Source organism: Nocardiopsis oceani (genome assembly GCF_054777395.1).
The window spans coordinates 181,318-205,410 of sequence record NZ_BAAHAR010000002.1 but is presented as its reverse complement, the minus strand read 5'-3'; the positions used below and the strand labels follow the sequence as shown (position 1 = coordinate 205,410).

Annotated in this window: 23 protein-coding genes; 12 read left to right on the top strand and 11 right to left on the bottom strand. The window is 70.7% G+C overall.

The window, feature by feature from the left end; translation table 11 throughout:
- Positions 1–10: 10 nt before the first annotated feature.
- The 3 genes from ACYVDG_RS01905 to lnt all read right to left on the bottom strand — a co-directional run bounded on the left by ACYVDG_RS01905 (position 11) and on the right by lnt (position 2,904).
- Complete coding sequence (locus tag ACYVDG_RS01905) at positions 11–337, bottom strand: nuclear transport factor 2 family protein (RefSeq protein ID WP_460746222.1); 327 nt, start codon at positions 335–337, stop codon at positions 11–13.
- Positions 338–560: 223 nt separating this feature from the next.
- A complete protein-coding gene (locus ACYVDG_RS01900) occupies positions 561–1,166 on the bottom strand; it encodes an FxsA family protein (protein ID WP_460746220.1) in 606 nt (201 codons plus the stop codon).
- 94 nt (positions 1,167–1,260) lie between these two features.
- Complete coding sequence (lnt, locus tag ACYVDG_RS01895) at positions 1,261–2,904, bottom strand: apolipoprotein N-acyltransferase (RefSeq protein ID WP_460746219.1); 1,644 nt, start codon at positions 2,902–2,904, stop codon at positions 1,261–1,263.
- 617 nt (positions 2,905–3,521) lie between these two features.
- On the opposite strand from lnt, the gene ACYVDG_RS01890 reads away from it, so the two are divergent.
- Complete coding sequence (locus ACYVDG_RS01890) at positions 3,522–4,742, top strand: ABC transporter ATP-binding protein (protein ID WP_460746217.1); 1,221 nt, start codon at positions 3,522–3,524, stop codon at positions 4,740–4,742.
- A 122-nt stretch (positions 4,743–4,864) separates the two neighbouring features.
- Here ACYVDG_RS01890 and ACYVDG_RS01885 read toward each other — a convergent pair whose 3' ends face one another.
- Complete coding sequence (locus ACYVDG_RS01885; protein ID WP_460746216.1) at positions 4,865–5,362, bottom strand: TspO/MBR family protein; 498 nt, start codon at positions 5,360–5,362, stop codon at positions 4,865–4,867.
- A 170-nt stretch (positions 5,363–5,532) separates the two neighbouring features.
- On the opposite strand from ACYVDG_RS01885, the gene ACYVDG_RS01880 reads away from it, so the two are divergent.
- The 3 genes from ACYVDG_RS01880 to ACYVDG_RS01870 all read left to right on the top strand — a co-directional run bounded on the left by ACYVDG_RS01880 (position 5,533) and on the right by ACYVDG_RS01870 (position 10,506).
- Positions 5,533–7,809, top strand: coding sequence for a prolyl oligopeptidase family serine peptidase (locus ACYVDG_RS01880; protein WP_460746214.1), 2,277 nt, complete (start codon positions 5,533–5,535; stop codon positions 7,807–7,809).
- Positions 7,810–8,123: 314 nt separating this feature from the next.
- The gene (locus tag ACYVDG_RS01875; protein ID WP_460746212.1) at positions 8,124–9,341 is read left to right on the top strand and encodes a JmjC domain-containing protein; all 1,218 of its coding nucleotides are present in this window, start codon (positions 8,124–8,126) and stop codon (positions 9,339–9,341) included.
- 82 nt (positions 9,342–9,423) lie between these two features.
- Positions 9,424–10,506 (top strand): ArsO family NAD(P)H-dependent flavin-containing monooxygenase, encoded by a 1,083-nt coding sequence (locus ACYVDG_RS01870; RefSeq protein WP_460746210.1) that lies wholly within the window; start codon positions 9,424–9,426, stop codon positions 10,504–10,506.
- On the opposite strand, the gene ACYVDG_RS01865 is transcribed toward ACYVDG_RS01870, so the two are convergent.
- Positions 10,479–11,261 (bottom strand): TetR/AcrR family transcriptional regulator, encoded by a 783-nt coding sequence (locus tag ACYVDG_RS01865; protein WP_460746209.1) that lies wholly within the window; start codon positions 11,259–11,261, stop codon positions 10,479–10,481. The two genes, ACYVDG_RS01870 and ACYVDG_RS01865, sit on opposite strands and share 28 nt — an antisense overlap.
- A gap of 146 nt (positions 11,262–11,407) precedes the next feature.
- Between ACYVDG_RS01865 and ACYVDG_RS01860 the strand changes: the two genes are divergently transcribed.
- The 5 genes from ACYVDG_RS01860 (at position 11,408) to ACYVDG_RS01840 (ending at position 15,311) form a co-directional block, all read left to right on the top strand.
- The gene (locus ACYVDG_RS01860) at positions 11,408–12,412 is read left to right on the top strand and encodes an ATP-binding cassette domain-containing protein (RefSeq protein WP_460746207.1); all 1,005 of its coding nucleotides are present in this window, start codon (positions 11,408–11,410) and stop codon (positions 12,410–12,412) included.
- Complete coding sequence (locus tag ACYVDG_RS01855; protein ID WP_460746203.1) at positions 12,409–13,284, top strand: ABC transporter permease; 876 nt, start codon at positions 12,409–12,411, stop codon at positions 13,282–13,284. Before ACYVDG_RS01860 ends, ACYVDG_RS01855 begins: the two co-directional genes overlap by 4 nt.
- A 35-nt stretch (positions 13,285–13,319) precedes the next feature.
- The gene (locus tag ACYVDG_RS01850) at positions 13,320–13,616 is read left to right on the top strand and encodes a hypothetical protein (RefSeq protein WP_460746198.1); all 297 of its coding nucleotides are present in this window, start codon (positions 13,320–13,322) and stop codon (positions 13,614–13,616) included.
- A 70-nt stretch (positions 13,617–13,686) separates the two neighbouring features.
- Positions 13,687–14,208 carry a DUF2306 domain-containing protein gene (locus ACYVDG_RS01845; RefSeq protein WP_460746194.1) on the top strand — a complete coding sequence of 174 codons (522 nt, stop codon included), beginning with the start codon at positions 13,687–13,689 and terminating at the stop codon, positions 14,206–14,208.
- 242 nt (positions 14,209–14,450) lie between these two features.
- Positions 14,451–15,311 carry a (2Fe-2S)-binding protein gene (locus ACYVDG_RS01840; RefSeq protein ID WP_460746190.1) on the top strand — a complete coding sequence of 287 codons (861 nt, stop codon included), beginning with the start codon at positions 14,451–14,453 and terminating at the stop codon, positions 15,309–15,311.
- Positions 15,312–15,345: 34 nt separating this feature from the next.
- On the opposite strand, the gene ACYVDG_RS01835 is transcribed toward ACYVDG_RS01840, so the two are convergent.
- The 4 genes from ACYVDG_RS01835 to panD all read right to left on the bottom strand — a co-directional run bounded on the left by ACYVDG_RS01835 (position 15,346) and on the right by panD (position 18,799).
- A complete protein-coding gene (locus ACYVDG_RS01835; RefSeq protein WP_460746186.1) occupies positions 15,346–16,386 on the bottom strand; it encodes a DUF4352 domain-containing protein in 1,041 nt (346 codons plus the stop codon).
- A 216-nt stretch (positions 16,387–16,602) separates the two neighbouring features.
- The gene (locus ACYVDG_RS01830) at positions 16,603–17,808 is read right to left on the bottom strand and encodes an MFS transporter (RefSeq protein WP_460746260.1); all 1,206 of its coding nucleotides are present in this window, start codon (positions 17,806–17,808) and stop codon (positions 16,603–16,605) included.
- A 177-nt stretch (positions 17,809–17,985) separates the two neighbouring features.
- Positions 17,986–18,225, bottom strand: a complete 240-nt coding sequence (locus ACYVDG_RS01825) for a hypothetical protein (RefSeq protein ID WP_460746185.1) — start codon at positions 18,223–18,225, stop codon at positions 17,986–17,988.
- A gap of 169 nt (positions 18,226–18,394) precedes the next feature.
- The gene (gene panD / locus ACYVDG_RS01820; RefSeq protein WP_460746184.1) at positions 18,395–18,799 is read right to left on the bottom strand and encodes an aspartate 1-decarboxylase; all 405 of its coding nucleotides are present in this window, start codon (positions 18,797–18,799) and stop codon (positions 18,395–18,397) included.
- A gap of 213 nt (positions 18,800–19,012) precedes the next feature.
- Between panD and ACYVDG_RS01815 the strand changes: the two genes are divergently transcribed.
- The 3 genes from ACYVDG_RS01815 to ACYVDG_RS01805 all read left to right on the top strand — a co-directional run bounded on the left by ACYVDG_RS01815 (position 19,013) and on the right by ACYVDG_RS01805 (position 22,054).
- A complete protein-coding gene (locus ACYVDG_RS01815; protein ID WP_460746183.1) occupies positions 19,013–19,702 on the top strand; it encodes a nucleotidyltransferase family protein in 690 nt (229 codons plus the stop codon).
- A gap of 61 nt (positions 19,703–19,763) precedes the next feature.
- On the top strand, positions 19,764–21,104 hold the full coding sequence (locus ACYVDG_RS01810) for a flavin monoamine oxidase family protein (protein WP_460746180.1): 1,341 nt from the start codon (positions 19,764–19,766) through the stop codon (positions 21,102–21,104).
- Between the two features lie 143 nt (positions 21,105–21,247).
- Positions 21,248–22,054, top strand: a complete 807-nt coding sequence (locus tag ACYVDG_RS01805; RefSeq protein WP_460746179.1) for a class I SAM-dependent methyltransferase — start codon at positions 21,248–21,250, stop codon at positions 22,052–22,054.
- A gap of 255 nt (positions 22,055–22,309) precedes the next feature.
- On the opposite strand, the gene ACYVDG_RS01800 is transcribed toward ACYVDG_RS01805, so the two are convergent.
- Both ACYVDG_RS01800 and ACYVDG_RS01795 read right to left on the bottom strand, forming a co-directional pair.
- The gene (locus ACYVDG_RS01800; protein WP_460746177.1) at positions 22,310–23,134 is read right to left on the bottom strand and encodes an ABC transporter permease; all 825 of its coding nucleotides are present in this window, start codon (positions 23,132–23,134) and stop codon (positions 22,310–22,312) included.
- Positions 23,131–24,069, bottom strand: a complete 939-nt coding sequence (locus ACYVDG_RS01795) for an ATP-binding cassette domain-containing protein (RefSeq protein WP_460746176.1) — start codon at positions 24,067–24,069, stop codon at positions 23,131–23,133. Before ACYVDG_RS01795 ends, ACYVDG_RS01800 begins: the two co-directional genes overlap by 4 nt.
- Positions 24,070–24,093 lie beyond the last annotated feature (24 nt).

The window sequence follows — 24,093 nt, the reverse complement described above, 5'->3', positions numbered from 1 at the left end:
AGGCGGCCGGTCAGCCCTCGCGGATGGTCATGCGGGCGATCCGGTCCCCTTCGATGGTGAAGGCGAACGAGCTGAGGCCGTTGGCGTGGTTGGACCGCCAGTCACCCACCAACGTGACCCCTTCGTCGGTGGTCTGCGCTGACTGGACGCTCAGGATTCCCTTGGCGCCGATGAACTCTCCGTCACTCCACGCCTTGATGGCCTCGCGCCCCTGGAACTCGCGCCCCCAGTCGTCCACCACCCCGTCCTCGGTGAAGGCGTCCAGAAAGGCCTCTTCGTCGTGGTTGTTGACGCTGCCGACGAACGAGGCCACCGGCTCGGGGATGCGCACACTCATGCCTTACTCCCTGGGGTTGCGGATGCCCTCCCGTGCGGCCAGCTCGAGGCGGGAGAGTCGGCGCCAGTTGCTCGCGCCCGACCCCCGAGGATGCCAGTTCAGAGCTATCCCGCGCACCGTGCCGACGCCAACCCGGGGTAAACCATGACGAGGCCCGCCGCGGGGTGGTTCGCGGCGGGCCTCGGTGCTCCTCGGGGGCGCGCCCGCCCCGGGAGCGGGGAGGTTAGTTCCTGTTGTCCTCGTCGCGCTCGAACTGGCCCTTGATGACGCGGCCCCGGTTGGTGGTGGGCTGTTCCTGGTCCGCACCGCCCGGGTTCTGGCCAAAGGGGCTCTGACCGGAGGGGCTTCCCTGCGCGCCCGGGCCACCCGGAGCTCCCGGGCCGAACGGGCCCTGGCCCTGGTTGGGGATCGTGGCGCCGCGCACCACGAACTCCTCGTTCATGCGCTCCTGCATCTTCTGCATCCTGCGGGCGGCCCAAGCAGCGAAGACCCAGCGCAGGGCGGGGCGGGTGACCGGGGTGACCAGCAGCACGCCGAGTGCCGCGGTGATGAAGCCCGGGATGACCAGCAGGATGCCTCCGGCCATGAGCATCAGCGGATCCAGCAGACCCTTGCGCGGCTGCTCTCCGCCGCGCATCGCCTCGTCGGCGTCCTGGATGACCTTGCGCAGCGCCCGGCCGGTGTGGCGCAGGACAGCGAAGCCCAGGACCATCAGTGAGACGAGCGCGGCGAGGGTCCACAAGACACCGACCTCGCCGCCGATCCAGATCATCAGCCAGACTTCAAGGAACGGCAGTGCCATCAACGCCAGCACAATCAGCAGCGGCATCGTGATCCATCCTCAGAGTCGTGGGCCGAAAGCGAATCGCTCCCTGTTGGGGAGAACGTGTCCGTGGTGTTCATGGTTCCCGCCAAAGCCTTCCTCACGCGCGGGACCGCCGGCTCAGGTAGATCGAAGCGCCGACCGCGGCCAGGCCGAGAGCGGCGATCAGGGCCTCTGGGGCCGAGCCGAGCCTGGTGGACACGGTGGGGCCGTCCATGGCGGTGACCTCGGCCACGTGGATGTCGGGTTCGGCCTCGGGCGACTCGTAGACGACGCTGCCGTCGGGCTCGACCACGGCGCTGACCCCGCTGGTGGAGACCACCACCGCGGGCCGACCGTGCTCGACTGCGCGCAGCTGAGTGATGGCCAGCTGTTGGTTGGTCTGCCCGGTGAAGTTGTAGTTCGCGTTGTTGGTGGGGATCACGATGACCTGCCCGCCCTCGGCCACCGCTTCGCGCACCGGCGGGTCGAAGGCCACGTCGAAGCAGATCCCCACGGCCAGGGTGCTGTCCGCGATGTCGAGGTTCCCGGGCTCGGTGCCGGGGATGGCGTCGGAGCTGACCTGATCCAACCGGTCGACGAACTGGGTGAAGAACTCGCGGGCGGGGATGTACTCGCCGAACGGGACGAGGTAGCGCTTCTCGTAGACGTCGCCGGGACCGGTCTCGGGGTCCCAGACCACGCTCTGCACGTAGCGGGAGCCGTCGTCGTTGTAGCGGCTCATCCCCCACAGGAGCGGGACGCCCGCGTCGGCGGCGGCATCGCTGATGAGCTGCTCGGCCTCGGGTTCCCGGTAGGGGTCGATGTCACTGGCGTTCTCCGGCAGCAGCACCATGTCCGGTTCGGGGTACTCTCCGTCGCGGACTGCGTCAGCGAGTTCGTGGACCCCGGCCGCGTGGTTCTCCAGCACCTGCATACGCTCGCCGAGTACGGACATCTCGCCCACATTGGGGACGTTGCCCTGGACCATGCCGACCGTGACGTCCTCCTGCGGGGCAGGGCGTCCGATCGCGGGCGCCACGAGGCCGCCTAGGACGATCGCGGCGCTCGTGGCCAACCCCACGGCAGGAACGAGCACTCTCGCCTTCCCTCTGGCGGGTACGGCGCGCAGCACCGTCCACAGCAGCATCGCGCCGGTGAGGGCAACGGCGAAGGTGACCAGCGGTGAGGAGCCCAGCGCCGCGTAGCCGACGAAGGGCGTGTCCGGCTGGGCGAAGGCGAGCTTGCCCCAGGGGAAGCCGCCGAGCGGCCAGCGGGCGCGCAGAGCCTCCTGCGCCACCCACAGGGCTGCGGTCCACAGCGGCCAGTAGGGCAGGCGCCCGACCATGGCCAGGCCCATGGCCATGGGGATGAAGTAGACGGTCTCGGCCCCGGCGATGGCCAGCCAGACGTCGATACCGAAGATGTCCTGCCAGCTGACCAGCGGGACCATGAGCGTCGCGCCGGACAGGGCGCCCAGCCAGGCGGCGCGGCGCATCCGCGCGCCGCCCACGGCCACGAGCAGGAGGGCGGCGCTGAGCGGCCCCAGCCACCACAGGCCGTACGGGGGCAGTGCGAAGAGCTGGGCCAGGCCCGAGCCGATCGCGGCCAGGACCCGCCAGAGGAGGTCGTAGCGGCCCCAGCGGTGCCCCGGGGCCAGGGGGGACCACGTCGTGGCCCGCGCCTTCGGTTCCGGTGCCGTGGTGTTCGGCGGGGGTCCGTCGGAGGCCGGGGTTGTGCCCGACCCCGTGTGCTCGGCAACCACGTGGGGTGCTCGCTTTCCGCTGGTTCGAGAGGGTCCTAGCGGTCAGCATATTGGGGGGACGCGGAAAAGGCCCGAGCCACCCTTCGGACCGGCTCCGTCCCGTAGGCGGCGAGCTCGGAATACCGTTGTCTACTGGATGTTCGGGCCTTTTCCGGGTCCAACCCCCCGCCCGGTCGCGGTACTCCGCCCCTCACCCGATCCCAACTGCACCTGGCGCGTGGTGCAGCGTCCAATCGGACGAGCGGGGGCCGCACAACCGGTCCGTCCAGTGCTGGACTGGTCGTTAGGCTACCCAGACTCCCCGACCCCTTGTCTCAACTCAGCCGCCGTGTCGTGGCTGCCGCGTCAAGTGATGGGAGGGAAGAAAGTGATGAACCGTCGGACAGGCTAACGCACCTGGGGCCAGCACGCCAGTTAACCTCCGGTGGTTTGCGCATGACCGCAATCGGATCGAAATATTACTCGCTCTGGACAATCTGATCGCAATCATGTCTGATGTGATCAACAAACCAGCCCACTTCGATCAACTTCGAAAATTGGGCCGGGGTGGACGGATCGTCGGCCACGAGATCCCCCACCGGCACGCCACACCACCGACCCAGAGCGGGAGCCCAACCATGGCGGAGATCGTCCTCGAAGGCGTCGACAAGATTTACGGCGGCGACGTCAAAGCCGTAGACGACCTGAACCTCCAGATCAACGACGGCGAGTTCATGGTGCTCGTCGGCCCCTCCGGCTGTGGCAAGTCGACCGCGCTGCGCATGATCGCGGGCCTGGAGGAGATCTCCGCCGGCACCCTGGTGATCAGTGACGAGATCGTCAACGACCGGCCGCCCAAGGACCGCGACATCGCGATGGTCTTCCAGAACTACGCGCTCTACCCCCACATGAGCGTCGAGCAGAACCTCGCCTTCGGACTGAAGCTGCGCAAGGTCGCCAAGAGCGAGATCGCCCGCCGTGTCGGCGAGGCCGCGGAGATGCTCGGCCTCGAGCCCTACCTCAAGCGCAAGCCCGGCGCCCTCTCCGGCGGTCAGCGCCAGCGCGTGGCGATGGGCCGCGCCATCGTCCGCGAGCCGCGCGCCTTCCTCATGGACGAGCCCCTGTCCAACCTGGACGCCAAGCTGCGCGTGCAGATGCGCGCCTCCCTGAACCAGCTCCACGAGCGCTTGGGCGTCACCACCGTCTACGTCACCCACGACCAGATCGAGGCCATGACCCTCGGCGACCGGGTCGCAGTGCTGCGCGACGGCCGCCTCCAGCAGGTCGACACCCCCAAGCGCCTCTTCGACTCCCCCGTCAACCTGTTCGTGGCCGGGTTCATCGGCTCCCCCGCGATGAACTTCGTCGACGCCGAGCTCTCCCGCGACGGCGAGGGCGCGCTGCTCAAGTTCGCCGACCACGAGCTCCCGCTCAGCGCCGACTTCCTCAGGGAGCGCTCGCACCTGAACGACTACGTGGGGCGCAAGGTCATCCTCGGTATCCGCCCCTCGGACTTCAACGACGCCGAATTCGACGGCAACACCGGTCCGCGCATCGACGTCACCGCTGACATCACCGAGGAGCTGGGCACGGAGATCAACGTGATCTTCGGCATCGACGCCCCGCCGGTGCGCCACGAGGACGCGGCCGCGCTCGCCAAGGACGCGGCCGGTGACGGCGAGGAAGCCGCCGAAGCCGCCCTGCCCCTGGGTGACAGCCGCTCGCAGTTCACCGCCCGTGTGAGCCCGCGCAGCAGCGTACGCCCGGGCACCACCATCAGCCTGTCGGTGGACATCAGTCAGCTGCACTTCTTCGACCAGGACAGCGGTCTGGCGATCGGCCACCCCGACAACGTCTAGAACCCGTCGTGAGCCCGCGCGGGCGGCACCCGACTCCCCTCCCAGGTGCCGCCCGCGCTTCTTTTCGGCCGGACCGCTTCCCGCCGCTGACCGCCGGTCACGCACCGTCTCGGGTCAGCGGATCAGTTTCCGGCCCAGATCGCGGCGTTGAGCGCACTGGCGAAGACGACCCACGCCAGGTAGGGGGCGAGCAGGAGGGCCGCCGTCCGGCTGTGCCGCCAGGCCAGCACGATGGTCACGGCGACCGCGACCGCCAGGAGCACGATGTCGATGAGGGCGGCCCCGTACAGGCCCGCCCCGAAGAAGAGCGGGGTCCACGCGGCGTTCAGCGCCAGCTGGACGGCGTAGACGGTGAGGAAGGCTCCGGCCCCCTGGATCCCGGACGCCCGCCACACGAGCCAGCCCGCCCCCGCGATGAGCACGTACAAGGCGATCCACACCGGGCTGAACAGTTGGGCTGGCGGGGCCCAGGCAGGAAGTTCGAGGCTCGCGTAGACACCGCTCGAGCCTGCCGCCGCGGTACCCCCGACGAGCGCCGTCGCCAGAACGGCCAGCGCGAAGCCGGCCGCTGCCACCAGTGACCTGCTCGGCGCTGGAGTGCCGTGCAAGGTGTTCTCCATGGTCTCCCCCTCAGATGTACTTCTCTCCCGCCCCTACCCGATCCCGGTTCCCACCCGCGCAGTCCGCCCTGGCCGCACCCGCAAACCTTCCCTTTCGGTGACATTCCCGTTGCAGCAGGCCAGGCATCTCTTCCTTGACCGTCGAGTCGCGGCGGCTCAAACATGTGAAGGTGCGCAACCGAGCCCCCGGAGTCGCCCTCGCCCCCGATCCCACGTCGGTCGTCGACACCCTGCACGGCTGCCCCGTGCCGGACCCCTACCGCTGGCTCGAGTCGGCCGACTCGCCCGAGACCCTCCGCTGGCTCGAGGAGCGCGGCCGCGAGTACGAGCGCGCGGCGGGTTCCTGGCCCCTGCGCGAGCCGCTGGCCGCGCGTATCCGCTCCCTGGTGGCCACCGACCTGTGGTCCGGACCCACCCACCGCTCCGGCTCCGTGTTCGCGACCGTGCGCCCCGCCGGGGGCGAACACCCGCGCCTGGTCGTGTGGCGCACCGACCCCGTCGCCGCTCCCCGCTCTCCCGCCGCGCCAGAGTCCCCCTCCGCGCACCCGGACCCCCCCACCACGGCCCCAGGGGTACCGCACACCGTCTACGATCCCAGCGCCGACGACCCGAGCGGACGCACCACCCTGGACGCCTGGGAACCCAGCCCCGACGGACGCCTCGTCGCCCTCCAGACCTCCTCCGGCGGAGTGGAACGCGGCGGGCTGCGCGTGATCCGCGCGGCGGACGGCGCCCCGGTGGGCCCGGCCGTGCCGGGTGTCCGCTACTCACACGTGGCCTGGCTGCCCGGGGAGGAGCGTTCCTTCTACTACGTGCGTCGCGACGGCGCACAGGGGGTACGCGGCGTGTGGCTGCGGCGGATCACCGACGGCGCCGAGACCCTCGTACACGACTGCACCGGGCCTGGAACGGTCCCCGGTGTGCGGGTCCTGGGCGACCGCTGGCTGCTGGTGACCGAGAGCCACGGCACCGGTCACCGCACCGACCTGTGGCTGGCCGACCTGGCCAAGGACCCGCCGGAGCGGCCCGTGTTCCGCCCGGTCCAGGTGGGCCCGGAGGCCGAGACCGAGGCACGGTTGGGCCCGGACGGCCTGCTGTACCTGCGCACCACCTTGGACGCCCCTCGGCGCCGGATCTGCGTGGTCGACCCCGCCGAGTACACGGACGGCTCTGCCGAGTACACGGACGGCTCTGCCGACCGGGACACGGACGGGCCGACCGGCGGAGACTCGGACGGGCGCACCGGCAGGCGCACCGGCGGGCCCGGGCCCGAGCGGTGGCGCGAGGTCGTACCCGAGTCCCCCCGAGCCACTTTGGACGCCTTCTGCCCCCACTCGAGCGCGCGGGGTCCGGCCCTGCTGGTGGTCCGGACCCGGCTGGGCATCAGCGAGGCCGCCGTGCACGACGCCGCCACCGGGGCCCGCCGCCACGCGGTGGAACTGCCCGGTGAAGGCATGGTGTCCACCCCCGAGTCCGACCCCGACGGCGCCCTGTACCTCGGCTACGCGGACGTGGCCACTCAGCAGAAGGTGCTGCGTCTGGGCCCTGACGGGCGAAGGCCCACCGCTTGGCCGCCCGCCCCGGAAACCTCCGGAACCGACGTCCCCGACCGGCCGCCCTCTCCCTCCGTTGAGCGGAACGTGGTGTGGTGCCGGTCCGAGGACGGCACCCGGGTCCCGGTCACCGTTTTCGACGCCTCGGGCGGCTCGGTCCCCGGGCCGACCATCCTGCACGCCTACGGCGGTTTCGGGCGCCCGCGCCAGTTCGGGTTCAGCGCGACCGTTCTGGCCTGGTTGCAGTCCGGGGGCCGCTACGCCGTGGCCCACGTCCGCGGGGGCGGCGACGCCGGACGCCGGTGGCACCTCGAGGGTTCGGGCCGGCGCAAGCCGCGCGCCGTGGAGGACCTGGTTGCCACGGCCGACGCCCTGGTCTCCGCAGGGTGGTGCACGCGCGGGCAGCTGTGCCTTTCCGGCGGTTCGGCCGGCGGACTGCTGGTCCTGGCCGCCGCCACCGCCCGCCCGGACCTGTGCTCGGCGGTGATCGCCTCGGCCCCGCTCGCGGACATGGCGCGCTTCGAGCGCCTGGGGCTGGGCCGGATGTGGACGAGGGAGTTCGGCACCGCATCCGACCCCGAGGACTTCGCCGCCCTGATGTCCTACTCCCCCTACCACCGGGCGTTGGAGAGCGCCCTGCGCACGCCGGGGCTGCAGCATCCCAGCGTCTTGCTCACCGGGTTCCACGGCGACACCCGGACCGACGCCGCCCACCCGCGCAAGATGTGCGCGGCTCTGCTGGCCGCCGCCGGTGAGGGGCGCACACGAACACCTGCCCTGCTCCGCTACGAGCACGATGTCGGCCACGGCCCGCGCTCGGTGAGCAGAGCTGTCGGACTGGCCGCCGACGCACACGCGTTCGCGGCCCACAGAACGGGGCTGACCGGGCGCTGACGGGGCTCGGCCGAGCCCCGGCCATGAGGAACAACGGCACACAGAAAGCGAGGTGCGGTATGGACCCCATCGAGGTTGAGGTCGAGGACCTGGCGGAGGTGACCTCCCGCGACATCACCGCGGGCGGCGACAGTGACGGCACCGACTCCAGCTCGGACTTCATCTGATCCGGTCCCGCCCGGCCCGGCTGCCACGTCCCGGACCGGGCGGGTCCTTCCCACCCGCCCCATCGCCCCCGCTCCCCGATGTTCCACGCCCCTCCGCGGGGTGAATCCGCGCGCCCATCCGACCCGTCCGTTCCGGAAAGGACCGCCGTGACCGCCGATCCCGGCCACCTGTTCACCCGAGACCTGTGCGACGTCGTGGGCCGCGACGCCCTCACCACCCGCTTGTCGGAGGAGTTCGTCTTCGCCGACCTGGGCGCGGACGCCGTGCGTTCACTGCTGACCTTCGACGACCTCAACCGGATGCTGGCCACCTGTGCCCCCGAGCCGCCGCGGCTGCGGCTGCACCGGGACGGGGCGCCGGTACCTGTCGACCGCTACACCGAGCAGGGGACGGCCTCGCGGACCTCCCGTCGGATCGTGCGCCCGGAGTCGCTGTACCGGGAGCTGCGCGCCGGGGCGAGCCTGGTGCTGGACGGGATGGACCGGATGCACCCGCCGATCGGCGCGGCCGCCGACGACCTGATGCGGCTGACGCGTGAACGCGCGCAGGCCAACCTGTACTTGATCTGGGGGGAGTCCCGGGGGTTCGACACCCATTGGGACGACCACGACACGGTGATCGTCCAGGTGGAGGGGACCAAGCACTGGCAGGTGCACGGCCCGGGTACGCGGCCGCACCCGATGAAGAACGACACCGACCACTCTCACACCCCGCCCCGGGACGCCGACGGGGAACTGCACATGGTGTGGGAGGGGGTGCTGCGTCCCGGGCAGGTGATCCACGTGCCGCGCGGCTGGTGGCACACGGTGACGGGTACCGGTGAGGTGAGTATGCACCTGACCTTCGGTTTCACCCGGGCGACCGGGATCGACTGGGCGGACGCACTGGTGCGGAGGCTGTTCGAGGAGGAGTCGTTCCGGCAGGACCTGCCCCGGTTCGCCGACCCGGACGCCCGGCGCAAGCACCGCCACGAGCTGGTGGCCCGGATCACGGAGCTGGCAGAGGGGATGGATCTGGACGCCTTCCTCGCCGAACGCGACGCGCGCTTCCCCCGCCGTACGTCGTTCTCGCTGCCCTGGCCGGTGGAGGAGGGCACACTCCACGCCGAGGCCCGCGTGGAGTTCGTGCCGATCCTGCCCCCGCCACTGGAGCACGAGGGCACGGGCGAGGACGCCAAGGTGGCGCTCACGGTGGCCGGTAAGCGGTACCGGCTGCCCGTGGTGACGGAACCGGTGTTGGGGACGATCGCCGAGCACCGGGAGCTGTCCGTGGCGGAGCTGGCCGCCCGCGCGGGCGTGGAGGTGGAGGCGTGCGCGCAGGTGGTGACCGCGCTGAGCCGCCACCACCTGGTCCTGATCCGCTGAATCCCGGTCGGCACCCGCCCCGGAGCACCCCGTTCGGATAGCCTCGGCCCGCCGGGGCTCCGCGGAGTGAGGGGATGGCCGAGTGGGCGAGCACGTGTACGACGTGGTGGTGGTCGGCGGCGGGCAGGCCGGGCTGGCCTCCGGGTACTTCCTGCGGCGGCGCGGGCTGGACTTCGTCATCCTCGACGACGGGGAGGGGCCCGGTGGCTCGTGGGTGTCGTTCTGGGATTCGCTGCGGCTCTTCTCCACGGCCGCGCACAGCCCCCTGCCAGGCTGGTGGATGCCAGAGGAGTCCGGCCAGGAGTATCCCTCGGCCCGGCACGTGGTGGAGTACTTCGCCGCCTACGAACAGCGCTACGGGCTCCCGGTGCGCAGACCGGTCCGGGTCGGGCGGGTGGAGCCCGCCGGTGACCTGCTACGGGTGGTGTCCGACCGGGGATCGTGGCTGGCCGGGCACGTGATCAGCGCGACCGGCACCTGGCGGGCACCGCGGATTCCGGACGTTCCCGGCCGCGGGGTGTTCGAGGGCCGCCAGCTCCACACCGTGGACTACCGGAACCCGGCGCACCTGGCCGGGCTGCGGGTCGTGGTGGTGGGCGGCGGCAACTCGGCGGCCCAGATCCTCGCCGAACTCTCACCCGTGGCCGAGACCGTGTGGGCCACGCCGCGCCCGCCCCGGTTCCTGCCCGAAGAGTTGGACGGAAGCGCGCTGTTCGAGCTCGCGACGCGGCGGACGCGGACCCGGGAGGCGGGTGGAGCGGCGCCCGCGAGCCTCGCCGACCTCGGCGACATCGTGGCGGTGCCGAGCGTGCGGGAGGCCCGCGAGCGGGGTGCGCTGAAGGCCGAGCCGATGTTCGACCGGCTCACCAGGCACGGGGTGGCCTGGGCGGACGGCACCGAGTTCGAGTGTGACGCCGTGCTGTGGTGCACGGGTTTCCGGCCGGTGCTGGACCACCTGGAACCGCTCGGTGTGCGCGGCGCCGACGGGCGGATCGCGATGGACGGCCACCGGGCCGCGGCCGAACCCCGCCTGCACCCGCTCGGGTACGGCGAGTGGACCGGTCCGGCCTCGGCCACGATCATCGGGGTCGGCCGGGCCGCCAAGGCGACCGTGGCGGCGATCGCCGAGGCACCGGGTCAGCCTTCGCGCCGGGAGCGCACGTAGGCCTCGACCCCGTCGAGGATGCGGTGGAGGGAGAAGTCCAGGCCCGCCGCCGGCCCGCTGTGCCCCGAGTAGCCGGGGGGCACCGCATCGAACGTGCCCTCGTCGAAGGTCCGCAGGACCGTCGGGAACTCCTCGGGGTCGAGGACCCGGCGCAGGCTCTCCACCCACCCGTCCTCGTTCTCCGCCACGGTGGTGCCGTTCGCCTGGGCGGCCAGCGCCATGTCGTGCTCCATGCGGAGCACGTCCCTGAGCGTGTACGACAGCAGCAGCAGGATCTCCAGTGACTCGGCGTAGGTGAGCCCGGAGGCGGTGATCTCGCGGAGCCCGGCCTCCATCCACCTGAGCCCGTTGGGGCCGGAGGGCGGGCCGGACTGCGGGACGTAGGCCACCCACGGGTGGTTGCGGTACTGGGCCAGCGCCTCGTGGCACCACTGCTCCACGCCGGTTCGCCAGTCGCGGTCGGCACGCGGCTCCAGCCGCGGCCGGTGCATGGCCGCGTCACTCATGAGAGCGAGGAGGTCTTCTTTGCTGTCCACGTGCCGGTAGAGCGACATGGTGGTGTAGCCGAGCTCCTTGGCCACGCGCTGCATGGAGACAGCGTCCAACCCCTCCGAGTCGGCGATCCCGATCGCGGTGTCGACGATCGCCTCCCGGCTGAGTTTGGGCTTGGGTCCGCGCTTGGCGGCCTCCTTGAGTCCCCACAGGAGTTCGATCTCCCGGCTGGGCCCGGTCGTCGGCTGTTGCTCGCTCGTCATACCCCACCAGTCGTCCGTACTGCTCTTCGACGCCGGGCACCGGTGCGGACCACCCGGCTTCCGGTACTCGGTTGACACCCATCCTAGATCTGTGTATTACTTAAACAATTCAGTAGATGACATACACAGTTTACGGGGAACACAGTATGACTGAGTCAGCACCGCCGGCTATCCGTGCCAGAGGCCTCCACAAGCGCTACGGCGATACCCGGGCCCTGGACGGACTCGACCTCACCGTCGCCGCCGGCACCGTCCTGGGCCTGCTCGGACCCAACGGCGCGGGCAAGACCACCGCCGTTCGGGCACTGGCCACCCTGGTGCGACCCGACGCGGGAACCGCCACCGTCGGCGGCCACGACATCCTCACCGAGGCGGAGAAGGTCAGGTCCGCCATCGGGCTGACCGGGCAGTACGCCTCCGTCGACGAACTCCTGACCGCCCGCGAGAACCTCGTGATGTTCTGCCGCCTGTACGGCTTCGACCGGCGCGGCGCACACGAGCGCGCCGAGGCGCTCCTGGAGCGATTCGAGCTCGTCGACGCCGCCGACCGCCCCGCCAGCGGTTATTCCGGCGGAATGCGCCGCCGCCTCGACCTGGCGGTCAGCCTCATCCAGGAGCCCCGCATCCTGTTCTTGGACGAGCCCACCACCGGGTTGGACCCGCGCAGCCGCATCCGGGTGTGGGACGCGGCCCGCACCCTGGTCGACAGCGGGGCCACCGTGCTGTTGACCACGCAGTACCTGGAGGAGGCCGACCAGCTCGCCGACTCGGTCGCCGTCATCGACCACGGCCGGGTGATTGCCGAGGGCACACCGGACTCCCTGAAGTCGCAGGTGGGCGGTGACCGCTTGGACGTACTCGTCCACGATCCCGCCGACCTCACCGCCGTCGCCGATCTGCTGAGCCTGGCGCTGCACGCCAGCCCGCACGTCCACGCCGCCGAACGGCGGATCAGCGTGCCCGCCGAGGACCGGATGGCCGCCCTGACCGGGGCCGTGCGCGCCCTGGACGGCTCCGGGATCCGGATCGCCGACATCGGTGTGCGCCGCCCCAGCCTGGACGAGGTCTTCCTCGGCCTGACCGGCTCGCCCGCCGATCCGCCTGCCACCGACACCCAGCCCGCCACCACCGCCGAGGAGGCCGCCCGATGAGCGCCACCACACCCACCGCCGAAGGCGGTGCCGCTCCCCGCCCGCAGCTGACCGGCGCGCTCCCGCCCCGCTACACCACCCCGGGGTGGTCCAAGACGTGGTCGGACATCCTGGTCCTGACCCACCGCAACCTGCGCCACATGGCCCGTGATCCGTTCGAGGTGATCATCGCGCTCAGCATGCCGCTGGTCATGGTCCTGCTGTTCGGCTACCTGTTCGGCGACCTCATGTCCGGCGCGGGCACCGAGAACTACCGTGCGTACCTGGTGCCCGCCATGCTCGCCATGGTGATGGTGAACGGTATCGCCGGGACCGCGATCGGCATCAATAGGGACAGCGCACGCGACGTCATGAGCCGTTTCCGCTCCATGCCCATGTCACCGATGGCGATCCTCGGTGCCCGCACCCTGACCGACATGGCGCGGGCCTGTGTCGAGGTGGCACTGCTGCTGGCTTGCGGTGCCCTCATGGGCATGCAGTTCGAGAACGGTGTCCCCGGGATCCTGGCCGCCGCGGGTGTCCTGCTGCTCTTCCGCTTCGCACTGGTGTGGTTCGGGGTCCTTCTCGGCCTGCTCCTGCCCAACCCGGACGCGGTGGGCGCGATCGTCTATCCGCTGGCCATGCCGCTGACCATGCTGTCCACGGCCTTCGTCCCGTCTTCGGCGATGCCGTCCTGGCTCGCCCCGGTGGCCGAGTGGAACCCGCTGTCCGCCGTGGTCACCGCCATCCGTGAGCTGTTCGGCGGCCAGTCCCTGCCCTCGGACGCCTGGCCCGCGGAGAACGCCCTGTTCCTGGCCCTGTTCATCCCGACCGCCGCGATCGTTGTGTGCGTACCGCTGGCCCTGCGCCGCTTCCGCCGCCTCAGCAACTGACCGAGCACAGCCGAGCAGCCAAGGAGACCGGCCGCATGGCGCCCCCCACCACCGAAACCGCCCACCGACCCACACGACAAGCCCCGACCCTCCGCTGGTGGCAGCGGCCGTGGATCATCCCGCTGGCCCTGTTCAGCCTGACTTTCCTCGCCTTCAGCATCCCGCCGTACACCACGTTCGACCCCGATACGGCCCGCTTCCCGATCCGGGAGGACATCGCCTGGCACTACCCATTGATCCGGCTCATTGGCGGCGCAGACTCCGTCCTTGAGGGCGGAGATAGCCGTCCTGGGAATGAGACTGCTCTGGTACTGTGTGCAATGGTCCGATAACCAAGGGCCATGCGGATGGACTAGCCCGCAAGGGTGAACCGTGCCAGCCTGCGGAGACCTCTGGGTAGCCATGTCTGTGAAGCAGGAACCTGCTGCCGCCGCGAGGCGCGTAGCGCCACCAGACCCTGTCTGGTCGGAATCCCTCTCCGTTTACAAGAGGGAGGAAGTCAAGATCGCCCCGCTCAGCCACAGCGGCCTGAGCACCGCGATCAGCAACACCGTCTGGGCGATCCTGTGGCTGACGTTCACCGTCATCGGTTACCGCATGGTCCGTCAGCGCAGGTACGCCCGGCACCGCGAGTGGATGCTGCGCAGCTTCGTCCTGGTGTACGCGATAGCCCTGAACCGGGTGATCGTGTTCGCGCTGATCCTCGGCCTGTGGCCGTTCGTGGACGTCCAGGACGGGGCCGATATGGCGGAGGTGGGGCTGGCGATCGCCCCGGCCAGCAGTTTCCTGTCCTGGATCCTCCCGCTCCTGTTGGTCGAGTGGTGGCTCCAGTACCGCAAGCCCCGCCGACGGACCCGACACGCCCGGGCCACCCGTGAGAACGGCGCCACTTCCAGCACGCCAGCACCTTTCCACACCGACTAATCACCCGCCGCAATCTACGCAAACCCACTGTCACCGGGGCCGCGCACCCGCCCTGAACAGCCCTGTTCTCCGACACAAACCGTCCAGGATTCGGCAAACTCATCCCGGGGCGCATTGCTAGGCCAGCCTTCATTAGGGTAGCCTCACTTAAGAGGCGCAGATGAACCCGTCCCCCGGTGGTAGCTGCGACCACACCAACCCCACGGAGATGCCGGTTCCGCTATGCGACGAAGGGTTTTTCGGTGACACCAGATCCGCTCGACGCGCTCCGCAGTGTCTGCACGCGGCTCAAGTTCGCGCCGTTGCCGGAGATCACCCGTCTCGAAGACCTCCACGGCAGTCCGGCCGACAGCGTCCAACGGCACACCGTCACCTCCATGACCGAGCAGGACTGGCTCCCGGTCCTGTTCGACAAGCTCCGGAACGAGCACGGCCCCGGCCACCGGCTCCCCGCCGCCACCAACTTCCTGCGGGTCACCCTGCGGGAACCCGTCTTCATGGTCGCCGCCTCCCTGTACCTGACCGGACGCGCCCCGCTCCTGACCCCGGACACGCTCCACCTGCCCTGGGACACCGTCCGCTCCAAGTTCGGCAGGCCCGTCGTCGTGGACGTGCGCACCGCGGTACTGGCCGACGACCCGGCAGCCGACCACGCGGACACGGTGGTCGCCCGGGACGAGGACGAGCAGCTGCGACTCGCCGCCGAGGCGCTGTTCGCCACTTTCGAACCACTGCTCGACACCCTGCACGCGCACTCGCGCGCGGGCAAGCGCACCCTGTGGGGCTGGGTGCTCGACACCCTGCACTTCTACATGCTCAACCCGGCCCGCTACCTGGGCCAGGACGCCGAACAGGCCTGGGACCTGGCCACCCGGCTGGGGGAGGCAGTGGTAGACGCGGGCGCGGTCACCCGCAAGCGCCCCCGGCTCTTCCCGTTCGCACCCGGTCACCCGCGGGGCACCTGGGCCGTCCGCGGTACCTGCTGTTTCGACTACAAGGGCGACCCCGAGCACGGCTATTGCACCACGTGTCCGCTCAAGTGCGACGGCGAACGCCAGGAGGCCCTGTCGGAGTGGCTGCGCGACCCCGCGCTCGCCCCCTGACAGAACCTCCCGTCAACGGGCAGCCGTCAACCGGTCAACTCACCGGGGCCTCGACCGGGCCGGTGAAGAACGGTTCGAAGACCACGTGGTCGGGTTCGATCTCCCCTTCCACAGTGATCGCGCCGCTGGCGCTCTGGCCCGACTCGAGGGTCTGCAACCCGATCTCGTTGTCGTCCATCGAGATGGCCTCACCCGGTTCGTGTTCGGCGCCCTCGGTGTCCACGACGGTGAAGTAGAGCGGATTGACGTCCAGGGCCGCCTCCCCCGCGTTGGTCACCGACACCTCGACGCTGGTGTAGTCGCCGTCCACGTAGAGGGAGCTGGGCTCGAACTCGGTGCCGGTGGCGGTCACCTCGGCTTCCGACTCCCCGGCCTCCTCCTCGGCCGGTTGCTCGGGCGCGCTGTTCTCCGGACCGCTCTGCGGCCGGGGAGCCGCGTCGGCGACCAGATGGAGCAGCGCGCCGCAACCGCCTACGAGGAGGAGCAGGATCAGCACGGCACCGCAGCCGATCCCGAAGATCTTGCCCCAGGGGGTCTTCTTGGGCGGCGGCGGTTGGTATCCACCCGGCCCTCCGTAACCGCCCGGGGTCTGGGGCACGCCGGGCTCCCCCGGGTACTCGCCGTAACCGGGGGCATAGCCCGCGTGCTCGAAACCGGCCTGCTCCGGACCGCTGGGGCCGTAGGAGATCTCCCCCGGGTCCAGGGGTTCCGGCGGCGCCCCGGTGGGGTGTCCCCCCGGGGGTTCCGGCGGGGGTTCGCCGGGCGGTTGGCCAGGAGGTTGGCCAGGAGGTTGGCCGAGGGGTTGCCCGGTTGGCGGACCGCCGAGCGGATGGTCCGGCTGTCGGGAGTAGACGGGCTGATCCGGGTTACCGGTGTACCGGGGCTCCTCGGGCTGGCCGCTCCGCTGTGGTTCGGGGGCCGGGCCGCCGTACTGGTAGGTGCCGTTGGAAGGGGGTTCGGGCGGCGGTTCCTGGGTTGGGAACTCGTGCGCCGGTTCCCCCGGCGGCATCGCTCCGTCCTCGATCGGGTCACCCGGGTCACCCGGACGCCACTCCTCCGGAGGACGGTGGTTCACCGGATCCTCTTCCGGCCGCTCACCGGCCCCTCCCCCGGGATCCCGCTCGCTCAATGAGAACACCCCTTCGTCCAGCGGAACTCGCCCACCGAGGCCGGCAGGCGCCTCAAAACTGCACCTTAACCGCGCAAAGTTGGGTTCGAAGGAAGTTCACGGGGCGTTTCCGGTAAAGGTCCGGGCGAGTTTGCCCGCCCCCCGGACAGCCCCTGTCACCGGTCAGCCCGAACGGCTCCGGGACAGCAGCGCGCGGACGGCCAGAACGAACACCGGGACCGTGAACAGCGCGGCGAACAGGTTGAGGCCGCCGAAGCCCGCCGTGGACAGGACCACCCCGGACAGGGCACCTGCCGCTGCTCCTCCCAGGTTCATCGCGAGGTCGCTGAAGCCCTGGGCGCGCGGGCGCGCTTCCGCGGTGAGCGACTCCGCCAGCAAGGCGCTCCCGGAGACCAGCCCGAAGGACCAGCCCAGGCCGAGCAGGATCAGGCCGGTGGTCACCAGGGCCTCGTTGTGCCCGGCGGTGCCCGAGATGGCGGTGGCGAGGAGCAGGACCACCTGACCGGCCAGGAGCACGGACACCCGCCCCAGCCGGTCGGCGAGCCAGCCCACGACCGGGGAGAGCGCGTACATACCGGCGATGTGCAGGGAGATCGTCAGACCGATGACGGTGAGCGCGGCCCCGTGGTGGGACATGTGTACCGGGGTCATGGTCATCACCGCGACCATCACGGTGTGGCTGGCCACGATGCCCACCACGGCCAGCAGCGCACCCGGGCTGCCGGCGATCGCCCGGAGCCCGTCGGCCAGGCTGAGCTTCGTTTTCGGGGTACCACCCTTGGCCCGCTCGGCCCGTTCGGCCTCCGCGGTGGCGGCGAGCAGCGGGTCGGGGCGCAGCAGAAACCCGATGAGCGCGGCCCCGCCCAGGAATCCGACCGTGGTGAGCAGGACCGGCCCCAAGAGGTCGGTGAGGCCCAGTGCGGTGGCCAGGCCACCGGTCGGACCGATCAGGTTGGGGCCGACCACGGCGCCCACGGTGGTCGCCCACACCACGATCGACAGGTCGCGGCCACGGCTGCGCTCAGAGGCCAGGTCGGCGGCCGCGTGCCGCGCTTGGAGGTTCGTGGCGGTCCCGGCGCCGACCAGGACCATCCCGGCCAGGAAGAGGGCGAACACCTCCCAAGCCGTGGCGGCGATGACCACGAGCCCGCCAAGGGCACCGAGGAGCCAACCCAGGGTGAGTCCGGGGCGGCGGCCGCGCCGGGCCGCGGTGGCGGCCAAGGGCAGGGCGAAGACGGCCGCGCCCAGAGTGATCATGGTGGTGGCCATGCCGGACCACGTATCCGACCCGCTCAGGTCCAGGGCGATGAGCGCGCCCACGGCCAGCATGGCGCCCATGCCGATACCGCCCACGACTTGGGCGAGCATGAGGACCAGTACGGTGCGCCGTTGCAGGCGGGACCGCCCGGCCTCGGTAAGGACGGCCTCGCCCCCTGTGGTTTCCGTGGACACGCAGCCAACCCCCGATTCATCCGGCCAACGGACGAATCGTAGCCCTTCGGTGCATTTCGGACCATGCCTTACGGAACATGGTTCCCGCACCGGTCAACCTCGGCCGTACCGCCAGCGCAGGAAGCCGTGCTCGCGTTCCACGTAGCGCATCTCCGCGTAGAGGAGGTCGGGGTCGTCGGCGTGGACGACCACACCGCCCTCCGGAACCACCGGCCAGCAGGCGAATGCCCAGAAGCTACGGGTGTAGGTCCCCCAGAGCACGACCCACGCGCCCTGCTTCTGCCACTCGATGTGTTCGGCGACCTGGCGCCGCTCCTCATCCTTGTCGTCCATGCCGACCCAGGACATACCCGACCGTTGGGTGTCCGATCAGGCCGGAACCGGCCAGCTTGCGGGGTTTTCGTGCATCCCGCACGCCTTTCGACCCCCATAGCCGCACGGACCTCGGCAAACGCGAACGCCCGTGCTGGGGCACGGGCGTTCGGGAGGAGCGCGGGTCCGGTCAGCGACCGGCGACGAGACCGCTGCCGGGGACCGGCTCGGCCGGGTCGTTGCCCAGCGCGACGATCCTGTTCTCCCGGTCCACGTGCACGATGTGCTGGACGTGCTCGGCACGCTCCCGCTCGTCCACTTGGGCGTAGCCGATGATGATGACCAAGTCGCCGGGGCTCACCAGGCGCGCGGCCGCGCCGTTGATCCCGATCACTCCGGTGCCCCGCTCACCGACGAGGGCGTAGGTGACCAGGCGGTTGCCGTTGTCGATGTCGACGATGTGCACCTGCTCGCCGTCGACGATGTCGGCGGCCTCCATCAGGTCGGCGTCGATGGTCACCGACCCGACGTAGTGCAGGTCGGCCTGGGTGACCGTGGCACGGTGGATCTTGCCGTTCATGAGGGTGCGCAGCACTGCTGATGCCTCGTTTCAGGATGTCTTGCGGACTACAGGCCCCGTCCGGGGTCCCGTGCGTATCCCATGATGGCGTCCCGCGGGAACGGCTTCCTCCACCGGGGCACCCCTACGCGCCGGACACTCAGCCCAGCTCTGATGTCCCGCGGCTCCCCGCTGTCGCCGCCCCGGCGTACCCTCGCCGGGACCACATCAGACCCGCAGGAGACCCACGTGCCCGAGGCAGTCAGCGAGGAGGGGTGGTCGACCGTCAGCCGCCTTCCCCTGGACGAACAACTCACCGCGTTGGGGGCCGCGCTCGCCCTCAACAAGACCCTGGTGGAGGTCCTCGACCGGGTCGCCGAGCTGGCCGTACCGCGCTGGTACCTGACCGCCGGGTGCCTGTTCCAGACTGTATGGAACGTCGTCACCGGTCGGCCTACCACCCACGGGATCAGGGACTACGACCTCTTCTACTTCGACTCCGAGGGCCTCTCCTGGGATGCGGAGGACCGCGTGATCCGTGCCGGGGCCGCCCTGTTCGCGGACCTTCCAGCCAACGTGGAGATCCGTAACGAAGCCAGGGTGCACCTCTGGTACCAGGAGAAGTTCGGGGCCCCTGCGCCCCGTATACGAGTGTCGAGTCGGCGATCGACTCCTTCGCGGCGACCACCTGCTGCCTCGCCGTCCGCCAGGAGGCCGACGGCCGCTGGCGGTTCTACGCCCCGCACGGGCTGTCCGACGTCTTCGGCCTTCGGCTGCGTCCCAACCCGGTTCTGGCACCCGGCTCGGTCTACCGGGCCAAGGCCGAACGCTGGCAGGGGTTGTGGCCCGAACTCACCGTGCTCCCCTGGCCCACCGACTGAGCCCGAGGGCGAACCACTGTGGAACGCCCAGGTCCCCGAGCACCCCACCCACGTGTGATGATCATGGGTGGGAGCACGGGGCCTGAAAGCGGGCCCCGCGACACAGGGGAGGTCCGGGCATGGAGGGACGGCACCAGCACCACGACGCGGTGGTGATCGGGGCGGGGTTCGCGGGGCTCAGCGCCGCCCAGGACTTGGTCCGGGCCGGTCTGTCCGTGCAGCTCCTGGAGGCCAGGCCCCGCGTGGGCGGGCGCACCCTCACCCGCTACCTGCCCGACGGCACCCAGTTGGACCTGGGCGGACAGTGGATCGGACCGACCCAGCGGCGGATCAGCGCGGTCGTGGAGCACTACGGCATCGGCACCTACTCCACGCCCGCGCACGGGGAACCGGTGATCGACATCGACGGGGAGCGGCGCACCGCCGCGCCTCCCGAAGCGGACGCCCTGCTGGAGACGGTCGACGCGATGAGTCGGCAGGTGCCGCGCGAACGCCCCTGGGACATCCCCGAAGCACGGGACTGGGACCAGCAGACCTTCGCCTCCTGGCTCGAGGAGACCGGACACGACGAGCCGGTCACCCGCTACGTCGCCCGGGTCGTCTCCGGCGGGCTCCTGGCGGGAAGCCCCGCCGAGACCTCCGTGTTGGAGACCCTCTTCTACATCGCCAGCGCGGGCGGGGTCGAGGCGATCACCGGTTACGAGGGCGGCGCGCAGCAGACGCGGATCGTGGGCGGGGCCCAGGTGATCGCCGAACACATGGCCACCGACCTGCCCCCTGGCGTGCTGCGCCTGGGCGAACCCGTGATGGGTATCGAACACTCCGCCTCGGGTGCGCGGATCACCACTCGAACGCACTCCTACACGGCCTCGCGCGTCATCGCCGCTGTCCCGCCCGCCCTGGCCTCGCGCATCCGCTACGACCCGCCGCTACCGCCCCTGAAGGACGGTGCGCTCCAGCGAACCCCGGTCGGATCGGCCCTGAAGGTCCACGCGGTCTACCCCACTCCTTTCTGGCGCGAGCTGGGCCTGTCCGGGCTCTCCACCTCGGCCTCCGGGGTGCTCACCGAGACCGTCGACAACACCCCGCCGACCGGACCGCGCGCGGTTCTGACCGGTTTCGTCTACGGGGAAGACGCCGTCCTGCTGCGCCGCTTCGACCTGGAGGAACGCCGCAGGACCGTCGTGGACCGGCTCGTCGAACTCTTCGGCGACGGCGCCCGGGAACCCGAGGAATACGTGGAGTTCGACTGGATGGCCGAGGAGTGGACCCGCGGCTGCTTCTCCGGTCACCTCGTCCCGGGGGCGACCGTCCCCTTCGGGCCCGCCCTGCGCAGCCCGTCCGGGGTCATCCATTGGGCCAGCACGGAAACCGCCACCGAGTGGAACGGCTACTTCGACGGCGCGCTGGGTTCGGGCAGCCGCGCCGCCGCCGAGGTCCGTGAGTCCCTCGGACGCTGACACCCCCGAACCCCACCGGCCCGGTGCCGCGATTACGGTGGGGTTTCGCCACCCGTCTGGCCCCCAAGGGCCTTCACTGCTGTTAGGGTCGCGAACTCAGCGACCCGTCACCCGACACCGAGCGATACGAGGGGGCGACCCCGATGAGTGCCGCCGAATTCAACGCCCGCCGCTACTGGGACGAGCGGCTCCGCAAGAACTGGTCCCTGCACGGCGTGGGCATGGTGCGGCTGGCGCGCAGCTACAACCAGTGGATGTACCGTGTGCGCGCCCGCGTGTTCCGCAGGACGGTGCGGCGGTCCCGCATCGACACGCCCAACGCGTCGGTCCTCGACATCGGCTCGGGTACCGGGTTCTACGTCAACGCCTGGCGGGATCTGGGCGCCCGCGAGGTGCGGGGGATGGACATCGCCGACAGTGCGGTCGAACAGCTGCGCGAACGCTTCCCCGAGGTCCCCTTCGAGCGCGCGGACGTCTCCGACGGAACACCCTTCGAGGACGGCTCCTTCGACGCGGTCTCCATCTTCGACGTGCTGTTCCACATCGTCGACGACGACCGCTACGAGCAGGCGCTCACCGAGATCCACCGGGTCCTCGGCGTAGAAGGGCGCTTCATCTTCACGGAGAACTTCGTCCCGGAGCACCGGGCCGGGCGCAAGCACTACGTGAGCCGCTCCCGCACGGCCATCGAGGACCTGCTGCACCGGGCCGGGTTCGAAGTCGTGCGCCGCAGGCCCGCGTTCGTCTTCATGGCCCCGCCGGTCGCCTCCGACAGCCGCTGGCGCTGGGCCCTGTGGTCGAAGGTCCTGCTACCCCTCGCCCGGCGCGAGCTGCGCGGCAAGTACCTCGGCGCCGCGATGTACCCCTTCGAGGTGCTCCTGACCGCGGTTCCGCTCCGGAGCCCGGTCATGGAGATCGTGGTGTGCCGCAAGCGCCGCACCGACGACTGACGCTGACTGCTCGACCGGTCGGAGCCACCTCGGATGGACCGTCACGGACTCTTCGACTTCCGGATTCGCGCTTGACGCGACGTCAACGCGCACACTGGTCCCCAACAGACCGTCGGAAGACACACGGGTCCCCCGACGGGGTGTACCTGGCACTGTGGCCGGGCTACCTGGTGGCCGCGCTCGTCGCCTTGGCGGTCGAGGCGGTGGTGCGCGGCCTGGTGCGGCTCGCCCGACGGGCCGCGGCCCGGGCCGACCTCAGCGCATCCGGCGCTGGTAGGCGCGCAGGGCCAGAGGAAACAGCACCGCGTTGAGCACCGCGATCCACACCAGGCTGGTGGTGAGCGGTCCGGCGGACTCTCCGCCAAGGGTCAGCGCGCGCATGGTGACCGCCATGTGGCTGACCGGGTTGACGTCGACCCACACCTCCATCCAGCGGGGCATCGTCGCCGGGTCCGCGAAGATGTTGCTGCCGAAGGTCGGAACGATGACCGCCATCTGCCCCACACCCATAGCAGCTTGGGCTCCCCGGATGAGCATCCCGAGGATCACCGAGGCCCAGCACACGGTCAGGCCGAACAGCAGGGCCAGCGCGCAGGCGGCCAGCAGGGAGAGCGGGTCGGTCTGCACGCGGAAGCCCATCAGGAAGGCGACAGCGAGCAGGACGGCCAGTGCGATCGAGTACCGCAGCGTGTCGCCGAGGACAGTGCCGACCAGCGGCGCGGACCGGGCGATGGGCAGGCTGCGGAAGCGGTCGAAGACCCCCTTCTCGATGTCGTTGCTCAACGCCGTCCCAGTACCGATGCAGGCGTACAGGACGGTCATCACCATGAGTCCTGGCACGAGGGCCTGCAGGTAGTCCTGTCGGCCCCCGGCGATCGCCTCGCCGAAGAGCGTCGTGAAGATCAACAGGAACAGGATCGGCTGGAGGAAGGTGTCCACCAGCGACATTGGGTACCGGACCAGGGAGCGTACATTGCGTTCGGCCAGCACGACGCCGTGCCGGAGCCCTTGGCCGGGGCCGATCCGGGCCCGGGGGCGCGTCGGCAGGGTGCGGGCGGCTTCGCGGGTCGTGGTGGTCATCGTCGGCTCCCGGTGAGGGTGAGGAAGACGTCGTCGAGGCTCGGCAGGCGCAGGGCGAGTTCGTCGGTGCCGATGCCCTCCTGGTCCAGGTGGCGGACCAGGGCGGAGAGCAGGACCGGGTCGTCGACGGGCGCGGTGATTGTGCCCTTGGCGGTGTCCCGCGCGGGCGCGGAGCCGCCCAGCAGCCCGGTGAGGATCTCCCCGGCCCGGCCCAGGTCGCCGGGGTGGACCGGGCGCAGGTACAGCGTCTGGCTGCCGATGCGCTGCTTGAGTTCCTTGGGGGTGCCCTCGGCCACCGTTCGGCCGTGGTCGATGACCACGACGTCGTCGGCGAGCTGCTCGGCCTCTTCCAGGTACTGGGTGGTGAGCAGGACCGTCGTACCGGCTTGGGAGAGCCCTCGAACGATCTCCCAGAGCTGGTTGCGGCTGTGCGGGTCGAGGCCGGTGGTGGGTTCGTCCAGGCACAGGACGGTGGGATCGCCGACGAGGCTGGCGGCCAGGTCCACCCGGCGCCGCATCCCACCGGAGTAGGTACGCACCGGCCGGTGTGCGGCTTCGGTGAGCCCAAAGCGCTCGATGAGCTCCGCAGACCTGCGCCGGGCCGACCTCTTGGACGCGCCGAGCAGGCGGCCGACCAGTTCGAGGTTCTCGGCTCCGGTGAAGTTCTCGTCGACCGAGGCGTACTGGCCGGTCAGTCCGAGGCGGCGGCGTACGGCGACCGGGTCGCGCAGCGCGTCGTGGCCGTCGATCCACACGCCGCCCTCGTCGGGGCGTTCCAGGGTCGCCAGGACGCGCACGGCGGTGGTCTTGCCCGCTCCGTTGGGGCCGAGCAGCGCCAGGATGCTCCCGGCGGGCACGGCCAGGTCGACCCCGGCCAGGGCCAGGGTCCCGCCGAACCGCTTGACCAGGCCCTCGGCCCGGATACTGGTGTCCATGGTGTTCCTTTCTCAGGTCGGGAA